This window comes from Streptomyces sp. NPDC020958 (assembly GCF_055562175.1).
Window position 1 is genome coordinate 410,439 of sequence record NZ_JBVHFU010000001.1, and the last position, 11,090, is coordinate 421,528.

Annotated in this window: 10 protein-coding genes; 3 read left to right on the plus strand and 7 right to left on the minus strand. The window is 72.9% G+C overall.

Features of this window, described 5'->3' with window-relative positions; genetic code table 11:
- Nucleotides 1-121 precede the first annotated feature (121 nt).
- A complete protein-coding gene (locus ACZ3KP_RS01895) occupies nt 122-1,168 on the plus strand; it encodes a glycosyltransferase family 2 protein (RefSeq protein WP_467495569.1) in 1,047 nt (348 codons plus the stop codon).
- Nucleotides 1,169-1,185: 17 nt separating this feature from the next.
- On the opposite strand, the gene ACZ3KP_RS01900 is transcribed toward ACZ3KP_RS01895, so the two are convergent.
- Nucleotides 1,186-1,857 carry a YveK family protein gene (locus ACZ3KP_RS01900; protein ID WP_467495571.1) on the minus strand — a complete coding sequence of 224 codons (672 nt, stop codon included), beginning with the start codon at nt 1,855-1,857 and terminating at the stop codon, nt 1,186-1,188.
- 68 nt (nt 1,858-1,925) lie between these two features.
- Between ACZ3KP_RS01900 and ACZ3KP_RS01905 the strand changes: the two genes are divergently transcribed.
- Nucleotides 1,926-3,956 carry an O-antigen ligase family protein gene (locus ACZ3KP_RS01905; protein WP_467495573.1) on the plus strand — a complete coding sequence of 677 codons (2,031 nt, stop codon included), beginning with the start codon at nt 1,926-1,928 and terminating at the stop codon, nt 3,954-3,956.
- Nucleotides 3,953-4,852 carry a glycosyltransferase family 2 protein gene (locus ACZ3KP_RS01910; RefSeq protein ID WP_467495575.1) on the plus strand — a complete coding sequence of 300 codons (900 nt, stop codon included), beginning with the start codon at nt 3,953-3,955 and terminating at the stop codon, nt 4,850-4,852. Before ACZ3KP_RS01905 ends, ACZ3KP_RS01910 begins: the two co-directional genes overlap by 4 nt.
- Nucleotides 4,853-4,902: 50 nt before the next feature.
- On the opposite strand, the gene ACZ3KP_RS01915 is transcribed toward ACZ3KP_RS01910, so the two are convergent.
- The 6 genes from ACZ3KP_RS01915 to wecB are packed head-to-tail and all read right to left on the minus strand — an operon-like array spanning nt 4,903 to nt 11,089.
- On the minus strand, nt 4,903-5,580 hold the full coding sequence (locus tag ACZ3KP_RS01915; protein WP_467495577.1) for a class I SAM-dependent methyltransferase: 678 nt from the start codon (nt 5,578-5,580) through the stop codon (nt 4,903-4,905).
- Between the two features lie 42 nt (nt 5,581-5,622).
- The gene (locus tag ACZ3KP_RS01920) at nt 5,623-6,435 is read right to left on the minus strand and encodes a glycosyltransferase family 2 protein (protein ID WP_467495579.1); all 813 of its coding nucleotides are present in this window, start codon (nt 6,433-6,435) and stop codon (nt 5,623-5,625) included.
- Nucleotides 6,432-7,505 (minus strand): right-handed parallel beta-helix repeat-containing protein, encoded by a 1,074-nt coding sequence (locus ACZ3KP_RS01925; protein ID WP_467495581.1) that lies wholly within the window; start codon nt 7,503-7,505, stop codon nt 6,432-6,434. Before ACZ3KP_RS01925 ends, ACZ3KP_RS01920 begins: the two co-directional genes overlap by 4 nt.
- 4 nt (nt 7,506-7,509) lie before the next feature.
- Nucleotides 7,510-9,066: a lipopolysaccharide biosynthesis protein gene (locus tag ACZ3KP_RS01930; protein ID WP_467495583.1), complete on the minus strand. Its 1,557-nt coding sequence runs from the start codon at nt 9,064-9,066 to the stop codon at nt 7,510-7,512.
- Nucleotides 9,029-9,895 (minus strand): YveK family protein, encoded by an 867-nt coding sequence (locus ACZ3KP_RS01935; RefSeq protein ID WP_467495585.1) that lies wholly within the window; start codon nt 9,893-9,895, stop codon nt 9,029-9,031. Before ACZ3KP_RS01935 ends, ACZ3KP_RS01930 begins: the two co-directional genes overlap by 38 nt.
- Nucleotides 9,896-9,946: 51 nt before the next feature.
- A complete protein-coding gene (wecB, locus tag ACZ3KP_RS01940; RefSeq protein WP_467495587.1) occupies nt 9,947-11,089 on the minus strand; it encodes a non-hydrolyzing UDP-N-acetylglucosamine 2-epimerase in 1,143 nt (380 codons plus the stop codon).
- Nucleotide 11,090: the final 1 nt, after the last annotated feature.

Sequence of the window (11,090 nt, forward strand, 5' to 3'; positions counted from 1 at the left end):
TTTGCCCCCCCACCAAAAACCCAAAAAAAAAAAAAAAAAAAACCCCCCCCCCCCCCCCCCCGGGGGGGGCCCCCCCCCCGGGGGGGGCGGGCCCCCCCGACGGGGATTGGCTTCACCAGCGATGAGCAGCGTCAGTGTTGTGATCCCCTGCTACAAGTACGGCCACTTCCTCGCCGACTGCGTCAGCAGCGTCCTGGACGAGCAGGACGGCGTCGACGTCCGCGTGCTCATCATCGACGACGCCTCCCCCGACGACTCGGCCGAGGCCGCGCGCAAGCTGGCCGCCGCCGACCCGCGGATCGAGGTCCTCGTCCACGAGACGAACAAGGGACACATCGCCACCTACAACGAGGGCCTGATGGAGTGGGCCGACGGAGACTACGTGGCCCTCCTGTCCGCCGACGACCGGCTGGTGCCTGGTGCGCTGGTCCGCGCCGCCGCCCTCCTGGACGCCCACCCGCAGGCGGGGTTCGCCTACGGGCGCCCGCTGCGCTTCCAACACGGCGGGCCCCTGCCCAAGGCCCGTACACACAGCACCGGTTCGGTCGTCTACCCCGGCCAGTGGTGGCTGGAGCGCCGCTTCCGCGAGGGCACCGGCTGCATCACCTCCCCGGAGGTCGTCGTCCGCACCGACCTCCAGCGCAAGGTCGGCGGCTACGACCCGGCCCTGCCGCACGCCGGTGACATCGAGATGTGGATGCGGCTCGCCGCCCACGCCGACGTCGGCTACATACGCGGCGCCGACCAGGCCTACTACCGCGTGCACGGCAAGAACATGTCCACCGTCGACTTCGGCGGCCAGCTCGACGACCTGCGCCAGCGCCTCGTCGCCTTCGACTCGGTGCTCACCAAGTGCGGGGACCGGCTGCCGCACGCCGACCGCCTGGCCGAGCAGGTCCACACCCGCCTCGCCCGCTACGCCCTGCGCCGTGCCTACCGGGCCTACGACCGGGGCCGTACCGACGTCGTACCGGTCGAGGAGTGCGTGGCCTTCGCCGCGCAGTGCCTGCCGGGATACCGGGCGCTGCCCGAGTACCGCGCGCTGCGGCTGCGCAGACGGATCGGGCCGAAGGCGATGCCGTACCTTCAGCCCCTGGTGTGGTCGGCCGTGGCGGAACGCGGCCGGGAGGCGCTGTGGTGGGAGTCCTGGAAGCGCCGCGGCATCTGATGGACCACCAGCTCCGTTCAGCCCGCGACGGGGACCCGGCCGGCGGGGCGGACCGGCTCCGCGAGACCGCCCTTCCCGGCCCTGCGGCGCAGCGCGTACCGGTCGCACCAGAGGGCCACCACGATCCCGCCGACGCCGCCCAGCAGAGCGGTGCCGGCCAGGGCCCGGGTCCTGGTGCCCTGCACCGGCGTGGCGCTCGCGGCGACCAGGACCGAGGCGCTGATCCGCGCCTCGGGGGCGACGCCCTCGGCGGCCTGAAGAGCCGTCACGTGCCGGGTGTACACGTCGATGACCCGGCTCACCGCGGTGTCGGCGTCGACGGCGGAGGAGCGCTGCGCCTGCACCTGGACCGAGGGGATCAGATAGCGCGGTGTCGCGCTGGTACCGCTGTTGCGCGGGATCAGCTGGTACGTCCCGGCCACCCCGGCGGCGGCCAGCTCCCTGCGCCCGGCGGGCGACTCCAACTGCTGGATCACGCCGTACGACAGGGTGGCCAGCGGCGGTTGGAGGTTCGTCAGCTGGTTGGGCTGGTTGCCGGTCACGGGCGGTTTGAGCACGATCACCGCCGAACTCAGGTACCGCGGTGCGGGATGCAGCACCTGGTAGGCACCGGCCGCCGTCAGCACAAGCGCGAACAGCAGCACGTACCACCGGCGGAGCAGCGCTTCGGCGACCTCACGAGGCGACACGGGGATTCCTTCCGTCGCCACCGATCCTCGCAGGCGCCGGGGCGAACCGCCACCAAAAGGGAGATCTCATGAGCCTCGCCGACCTCCTGGCGATCATGCGCAGGCGCTGGTACTTCATGGTGCCCCTCACCCTGCTCAGCCTGCTCGCCGGCGGTTACCTGTACCGCACCATCCCGGTGTCCTACGCGTCGCAGAGCTCCGTCACACTCCTCGACTCCACGGCCATCGCCGACATGGCCCCCACCTTCGGCAACCCGATCTCGAACGCGGGCGGTTCGCTGGTCGTCACCGCCGACGTGCTGATCAGGACGCTCCAGTCCGGCGACTCCGCGAAGGAACTCCGCTCGCGCGGCGTGACGGACCCGTACACGGTCGGCTTCGCGGCGCAGTCCGACAGCCCGCTGCTCACCCTGGGCGTCACCGGGACCGACCGGGCGAAGGTGCTCCGTGAGACCACCACCCTCACCGACTTCGCCGGGGAGCAGCTCAAAGCCCTGCAGGCCGCCTCCCGGGTGCCGAAGGGGTACGCGGTGCAGACCGCGCCGGTCGTCCTGCCGCAGACCCCGGTCTCCCAGTCGAAGAGCCGCTACCAGAACATCGCGGCGGTCCTCATCGCCGGGATGGTCGGCGCGTTCCTGCTGTCCATCCTGGCCGAGGGCGTCGCGGTGGTACGCCGCCGCGGACGCGCCCTGGCCGGCTACGTGCCCCGGCGCCACCGTGCGAGCCCGCCCGAGCGGCCCAGGGGGCTGCTGGTGCGCAGACTGGACGCCACGACGATCCTCAGCGGCTACCTGGTGCTGGCCTTCTTCGTGCCCTCGAACCTCACCCTGCCCGCGCTCGGCGGCGTCGGCACCCCGGCCAACGTGTTCGCCCTGCTGGGACTCCTCTGGTACCTCGCGACCTGGCTCGGCGGCCGCATCCTGCCGGCCAGGGACACCAGGCTCCCGCGCGTGGCCATGTGCGTGCTCGCGGCGGCGGTCCTGCTGTCGTACCTCGCGGACGCGACCCGCGAGAGCTCGCACGAGGAGGTGCTGGGCGCCGACCGGGGCCTCATCGGACTCGGCGTGTGGACCGCGCTGGTGGTGCTCTCCTCGGCCGGCATCCAGGAGCGCAGCCGCCTGGACACGCTGATGCGCCGGGTCGTCGTGCTGGGCACGGTGGTGGCCCTCATCGGCTACTACGACTTCTTCGCGGCCACCAACATCGCGGACTCCATCCACATCCCGGGCCTGCACTCCAGCACGGCCGGCATCAGCACCATGGACCGCGGCTCGTTCACCCGGCCGCGCTCCACCACGTCCCATCCGCTGGAGTTCGGCGGCATGCTCGCCATCCTGGTCCCCTTCGCCGTCCACCAGGCCTTCGACCCGGTGCGCCGGCACGCGGGCGCGCTGCGCCGGTGGGGTCCGGTCGCGATCATGGCGGGCGCGCTGCCGCTGACGGTGTCCCGCACCTCCATCATCGGCGTCTTCATCGTGATCCTGGTGATGGTCCCGCGCTGGAAGCCGCAGCGCCGCTGGTCCGCGATCGGTCTGATCCTGGGCTCGGTGGCCGTCTTCAAGGTGATCATCCCGGGGCTGATCGGGACCATCACCGGTCTGTTCGCCAGCTTCCTGTCCAACTCCGACAGCAGCACCCAGGCACGCACCGTGAAGTACAGCGCGATCGTCCCCTACCTGAAGGAACACCCCTGGTTCGGGCGCGGGTTCGGCACCTTCACCCCCGACCTGTACTTCTTCACCGACAACCAGTACATGCTGACCCTGGCCGAGATGGGCGTCCTCGGACTGGTCGCGCTGCTCGTGCTGTTCGTCACCGGGATCCACCAGGGCGGTGCCATCCGCAGGCTCGCCCGCACCGAGTCGGACCGGGAACTCGGCCAGGCGTTCCTCGCCTCGGCCCTGGTCGCGCTGGTCATCAGCGCCACCTTCGACGCGCTGAGCTTCCCCATGTACGCCGGGATGTTCTTCCTGACCCTGGGCGCCGGCGGCAGCTACCTCGGTTTCATCCGGCGCGAGGCGGCCGGCGCCGTCCCCGTGCCCCGTGCGGCACCCGCAGGACCCGAAGCCGACCTTCCCCGACTTGTGGAGTCCCGATGAGCAGCGTCGCCGTCATCGTCGTCACCTGGAACAGCGCCCAGGTGCTGCCCGGGTTCCTCGCCGCGCTGCCGCACGGCATGGCCGGCCTCGACTGGCGGCTGGTCGTCGCCGACAACGACTCCGCCGACGACACCGTCGAGGTGCTGCGGACCCTGGCCCCGGACGCCACCGTCGTCGGGACCGGCCGCAACGCCGGGTACGCGGCCGGGGTCAACGCGGCGCTGCGGGCCGCCGGGGAGCACGACGCCGTATTGATCTGCAACCCCGACACCCGGATGCGGCCGGGCTGCGCCGCACGCCTCGTCGGCAGTCTCGGCGCCGGCGTCGGGATCGCCGTACCCCTGCTCTACGAGGAGGGCTCGGACACCCCGCACCGTTCCCTGCGCCGGGAGCCGACCGTGCTGCGGGCGCTCGGCGAGGCGTTGATCGGCAACACCAGGGCGGGGCGCTTCCCGGCCCTGAGCGAGCTGGTCACCGACCCCGGCGCCTACCGGCGTCCGACCCGCGCGGACTGGGCGACCGGCGCGCTGATGGCGGTCTCCGCCGAGTGCCTGGCCGCCTGCGGGCCCTGGGACGAGTCCTTCTTCCTCTACTCGGAGGAGACCGAGTTCTGCCTGCGGGCCCGCGACCTGGGCTACGCCACCCGTCTGGAGCCGACCGCCGACGCCGTCCACCTGGGCGGCGACTCCCGCGTCTCGCCCCGGCTGTGGACCCTGCTCACCCTCAACCGGGTCCGGTTGTACCGGCGCCGGCACGGCCCGCTGGCGACGGCCGCGTTCCGTACCGCGGTGCTGCTCCGCGAGACCTCACGTGCCGCCCTGGGCCGCCCGGCCAGCAGGGCGGCCGCGGCCGAACTGGCCCGCCCGGGCGCGCTGCGCGGGGTGCCGGGACCGTGATCCGGGCGGCGGTGCGCAGGCGCCGCCGTCCCCAGCGGCCCGCCGGACCGTCAGCGCGCCGGCCGCGTCCGCACCGCGATCAGCGACTTCGGCGCCCCGAGCACCCGCTCGCTCAGCAGCTCCGAGCGGGGGAAGAGGTAGCGCATCTCGGCGCGGGTCAGAAGTTCGATGTTGACGACGGCGTCCATCGCGGACTCGGGGCTGTCGGGGCGGCTGTGCACCAGCGGCCAGCGCCGCACCAGACGCGCCCGCGCGGCCAGCGGCAGGAACTGGAAGCCGGGGGCCACGAAGTGCGGCTCGACCGGAAAGTAGCGGTACGGCGTCTGGATCCAGTGCAGCGGGGCCAGCCGCTCCACGGCGGCGACGAACCTCCGCCGCTGGCTGTGGCCGCCGACGTGCTCGATGGTCGAGTTGGAGAACACCAGGTCGTAGCCGCCGTCGGCGCTCAGCGCGGCGGCGGTCTCCGGGTCGGTGACGTCGGCGTTCCCGGCGGTGATCCAGTCGGGCAGTTCGGCGGGGTGCGCCTCCAGGTTGATCAGGTGGACGTGCTTGGCGCGCACGGGGGCGCGCAGCCACATCTCCGCCGTGCCGCCCAGGTCCACCACGCTCATGTTCTCGATGCCGGGGAAGCAGCGCCGGAAGCGTTCCCAGCGGGCGATGCGGAGTTTCTCGCCCAGCGAGCCGGGGGCGTCGACGAACTTGTTCCTGAGGGCGCGGGACGGTGCCACGGGATCAACCACCTGGGATCGGAGGGGACGGAAGAGCGGGCCTCAACTGGGCCGGCGCCATTGGGTGTAGAAGCTGGCCGGGTTCATCAGGTACCGGACGGTGGGGTGCGGCACGTGGCGCACCCGGTGCCTGCGCGCGTACCGGCGGATCAGTTCCCAGTCCTCCCGGGGCAGCACCTCGGGGGTACGGCGCAGCCGGCTGAAGTACAGGGCGCGGGTGCGGCGGGCGACGAAGGCGTTGGTGTCCAGGAAGGCCTCGCGGGCCGCCCGGCGCCGGTCGTACGGGACCGACAGGACGTCGTTCTCGCTGCCGTCGGGCAGCACGCGGCGCAGCGCCGTGTACACGCCGTCGGGTCCGCCGGGGGCCTGAAGGACCGCCAACGCCCGCTCCAGGTGGTCGGGTTCCCACAGGTTGTCGTCGTCGAGGAACGCCACGTACCGGGAGCGGGTGAGGCGGATGCCGACGTTGCGCACCACGCCCGCGACCCCGGTGTTGCGGGCCAGCGAGACGGCGAACAGACGTGGATCGTGCGGCAGTTCGGGCAGCCCGGCGCCGTCGTCGACCACCATGACGACCTGGTCGCCCACCGTCTGGTCCAGGGCCGAGCGGACCGCGGCCCGCAGCGCCTCGGGCCGCCGGTGGGTGGCGATCACCGTGGCGACCAGGGCCGTGGGCGGCGCGGGCAGCGCGGTCGCCAGCCGCCGGGCCTCGGCCTCCTCCGTCCGGCGCAGCCGCACCGCGCCCGGGGCGAGCAGCACCTTGTTCCTGGCCTCGAACAGCACCAGCCAGCCGAACAGCGCCTTCAGCAGTGTCCAGGGCACGCGCGCGACGCGGCGCGCCACGGTCCCGGTCACGGGGACGGCTCCGGCCGCACCGGGCGGCCGTCGGACAGCCGGTTGCCGCGCCACTCGTTCCCGGCGCCGTCCGCGTTCCAGTGGGCGACCGTGCCGTAACCGCCGGACGCGGGGTGGTACTGGGTGGAGAACACGTTGTTCGTGACCTTGATCCCGGTGGCGCCGGTGGCACCGCCGTAGAGGGCGTAGGCGCCGCCCGCGATCCAGTTGCGGTCGACGGTGACGTTGCGGACGACCCCGGTGTCGGCGAACAGGCCGATGCTGCCCGAGGCCCCCTGCTTCAGACCGGTCGGGTTGAGCAGCGTGTTGTGGCGGATGACCAGGTGCCCGGTGTTGCCGCCGCCGCTGATCACCGCGTTGGTGTGCTGCCACTCGCCGCTCTGGTTCACGAACGGCGCGATGTCGTGGACGTAGTTGTCGTGGATGTCGCCCTGGCCCATGGACAGGGCGTCGCCGAACACCGAGACGTCGCACCAGCCGACCTCGACGGAGCTGGTCCCCATGTTCGACACCGCGTAGTCCACGCCGCCGTTGTCCGGTCCCCTGCCGGGGACGGCGGTGATGGTGGTGTGCAGGATCCGCAGCCCCTTGAAGCCGGGGCGCAGGTTGACGCCCCACCAGTTGGCGGAGGTGATCCTCGTGTCGATGACGGTGACGTCGTCGGCGTAGATGTCGAGGGAGCCGGTGATGTCCCAGCCCCGGATGACCGTGCCGTTCTCGCGGACGGACAGGTTGCCGGTCCTGTGCGGGGTGAGCGGGATGCGCGGTCCGGTGCTGCGGGCGTCGGGGAATCCACAGGCGGCGGGGGAGGCGCACGCGGCCTGCGGCGCCGGCGTCCCGGTGGCAGCGGTCGGCGAGGCGGTGCCCGCTGTTGCGGGCGTTCCCGGTGTCCCCGGTGTCCCCGGCGTTCCCGGAGTCCCCGTCGGTCCGCTCGCCGGGCAGGTCAGCGCGGAGTCCGGGCAGCCCGGCGGGGCGGACCCGGCCGATCCCGAGCAGGCGGTCAGGAGGACCGCGAGCAGTCCCGCGAGCAGTGGTCCCGCGACCCTGGCGAGGCCGGTACGTCGTGCCATGGGGTCACCTCGTGCCCTGGGGTGAGGAGCCGACGCGGGCGGCCGCCCGGGGGCGTTCCACCCCGCGCAGGAAGTCCCGGCTGGGCAGCACGCACACCGCGTAGCCGACCAGCGCGACGGTTCCGATGATGAGGAGCGCGAGCCGCCCGTCGCCGAGCGGGGCCCGCAGACCGAGGACGATCACGGTCATCACGGCCCCGCCCAGGAACGGCCAGGCACAGGCCCGTGCGATCCGGCCGAGGCCGATGCCGCCGCGGTGCAGGGCGGCCAGGAACACGGGCACCACCAGGCCGCCCGCGACCAGGACATGACCCTGGGAGACCCCCACGACGCCGTTCAGGTGCGCGGCCACCAGGAGCACCGGGACCAGGGCCGCCAGCCACAGACCCTGCACCAGGAAGAGCGAACGGCGTCGGCCGATCGCGACCAGGCAGTCGTAGGCCAGTTCGCCGCCGATGCGGATCAGGCCGAGCGCCATCAGCCAGGGCAGCGCGGCCGCCGCGGGGACCCACCGGCTGCCGTAGACCAGCCGGATGACCGGCTCCGCGAGGCCGGCCAGCAGCACGCACAGCGGGACGGTGCCGGTGATCAGCACGCCCAGGGCCCGGCTGAAGCCCTTGGCGAGCGCCTGCGGCGAGCCGGCCAGGCGGGAGAACCCGGCGAAGGAGACCCGGCGGGCGGCCTCGGAGATGATGCGCACGGGCCAGCCGGAGATGTTGAAGGCGAGCACGTAGAACCCGAGCGACACGTTGCCGAGGGTCGCGCCCACCACCATCGTGTCGACGTTGACCACCGCCAGGGCCAGCATGCTCGCCCCCGCCAGGGGCAGCCCGAAGCGCAGCAGCGCGCGGGCCTGTCCGGAGTCCCAGCCGAACCTCAGGGTGCCGGGGGCCGCCAGCGCGCAGCCGATCAGCGTGACGACGTTCCCGGCCACCGCGCCCCAGGCGAAGCTCATCGCGCCCCGGCCCGCGAAGGCCAGCAGCAGCGTCACCGCGGTGCTGATCACGAAGTTGAGCGCGTCGATGAGCATCCGCTTGCCCTGGGCGAACTCCCGGGTGAGGAAACCGGCGGGGACCTGGGCCACCCCGTCGATCAGCACGCACAGGCACATCACCCGCAGGACGCCCGCGGCGTGCGGCGAGCCCAGCAGGCCCGCCACCGCCGGCGCCGTCGCGAACAGCACCACGTACAGCAGCCCGCTGGAGAGGGTGCTCAGGGTCAGCACGGTCGGCGCGAACCGCCGGGCGTCCCCCTCCCAGCGCACGATGGCCAGGCCCACGCCCAGTTCGTTCGCGGACAGCAGGACCAGCAGGACGGTCTGGGCGATGCCGTACACGCCCCATTCCGCCGGGCCGAGGGCGAAGCGGGCCAGCAGGATGCCGGTCGCGAAGTTGCCCAGCCGCATCACGACGGTGTTGACCAGGCTCCACCGCGCCGCCGAACGCACCTTGCGGCCGAGGGAGGGAGCGGTGCCGGTCGCGGCGGCCGTCACCGGGTCGGGGGGAGCGGGCGCGTCGCTCGTCTCACCGGTCCCGCTGTCCGGTGCGCGGGCGATGTCCATGAGTCGACTCCTCGTCGAGTGGCTCGGCGGCGGACGCCACGGCCATGGCGGGCCGCGGCGGGTCGGGCTCTGCGGCGGCCGGGGCGGTGCCGGCGGACTGCGACCAGCTGGGCGGCTGCCGGATGGCGAGCGTCTCCTCGACGAGCGACTTCCCGGCCGGCGCCGTCGCGGCGGCCGGCCTCTCGTCGGGTCCGGCGGGTCCGGCGGGTCCGGCCTCCGCGGACGGCCTGTGCGGGCGCTTGCGCGCCTCCGCGTAGAAGGCGGCGGCCAGGGTCAGGACGAGCCCCAGGGCCCCGGCCATGACCATGTACTCCAGCCGCGTCTTGGTCTGGGCCGCCGGGTTCTGCGGCGGCACGATCGTCGTCATCCGGATCATGGCCTTGGGGGCGACCGACTGCTGCTTCTGGAACTGGTCGAGCCGTTCCTTGGCGTACGCGGTCAGGATCCTGTCGGAGGACAGCACCGCGGCCTTGTCGGTGCCGGTGACGGTGAGCCACAGCAGCGGCCCCTGCGCGTTGTCGGCGAGCTTGGCATCGACCGTGCCCTTGGCGCCGCGGGCCTTGAGGTCCCGCAGCGAGTCGTCGGAGTTGAGGTTGCGGGCCAGGCTGTCGGCCATGCCGGTGAGCGAGGTCTGGGTGCTGAGGAAGGGATTGCCGTCGTAGGCCAGCGTCGCCTTCTGGGAGTTCAGCAGCACCACGGTGCTCTGCGACCGGTACGTCACCGGGACCAGCACGGTCACCGCGAAGACCAGGCCGGCGGTCAGCAGCAGTCCCGGCAGCAGGACGTACCAGCGCCTGCGCAGCACCCGGGAGATCTCAGCGAGATCCATGACGGTCCCCCCTCGCGACCAGACGTTCGACGAGCATAGGTGGCAAGCGGATCATATGAGGAGGGTTCGATCCTTGGGTCGGGCCTTGGGTCGGGGCCGATCGGTCGGTCTCGGGCGGGAGTCGGCGGTGCCGCCGGTCAGCAGCACCTCGGCGATACGGTCGCTCGCGCGGCCGTCCCACAGGTCGGGCCTGCGCGGCGCGGGCGGCGCGTCCAGCACCGCGTGCACGGTGGCCGTGATCCGCGCGGGATCCCGGCCGGCCAGCACGTTGGTGCCCTGCTCGACGGTGACCGGCCGCTCGGTGTTGTCCCGCAGCGTCACGCACGGCACGCCCAGCGCGGTGGTCTCCTCCTGCACCCCGCCCGAATCGGTGAGGACGACCCGCGCGGCGTCCTGCAGCGCGATGAAGTCCAGATAGCCGGCGGCCGGTACGAGCCGTACACCCCCCGGCACGCCGATCTCGGCCAGCCGGCCGGCCGCCCGCGGGTGCACGGGCAGTACGAGCGGCAGGCGGTCGGCGATCTCGCCCAGGGCCTTCAGCAGCCCCGTGAGGACCTCCGGGTCGTCCACGTTGGCCGGCCGGTGCAGGGTGACCAGGCCGAATGCGCCCTCGGCCAGCCCGAACCGGTCCAGGACGTCCGAGGCGCGGGCCCGCTCCAGGTTGGCGAGGAGCGTGTCGATCATGACGTTGCCGACCAGGTGGATCTGGTCCTCCCGATAGCCCTCGGCGCGCAGGTTGTCGACGGCGTCGGGGGAGGGGGCCAGCAGGTAGTCGCTGACCCGGTCGGTGGCGACCCGGTTGACCTCCTCCGGCATGCTCCAGTCACGGCTGCGCAGCCCCGCCTCGACATGGGCCAGCAGCGGCCCGGCCTTGGCGGTGACCAGGGCGCAGGCCAGCGTGGAGTTGATGTCGCCGACCACCACGACGACGTCCGGGGCCACCTCGGCGAGCAGCGGCTCGAACGCGGTCATCACGCGGCCCGTCTGCTCGGCGTGGCTGCCGGAGCCGACGCCGAGGAAGCGGTCGGGCGGCCGGATGCCGAGGTCGGCGAAGAACACGTCGTTCATCGCCGGGTCGTAGTGCTGGCCGGTGTGGACGAGGAGCACCTCGGCGCCCCGGGCCTCCAGGGCGTCCATCACCGGTTTGATCTTCATGTAGTTGGGGCGGGCCCCGGCCACACAGACGACTCGCATG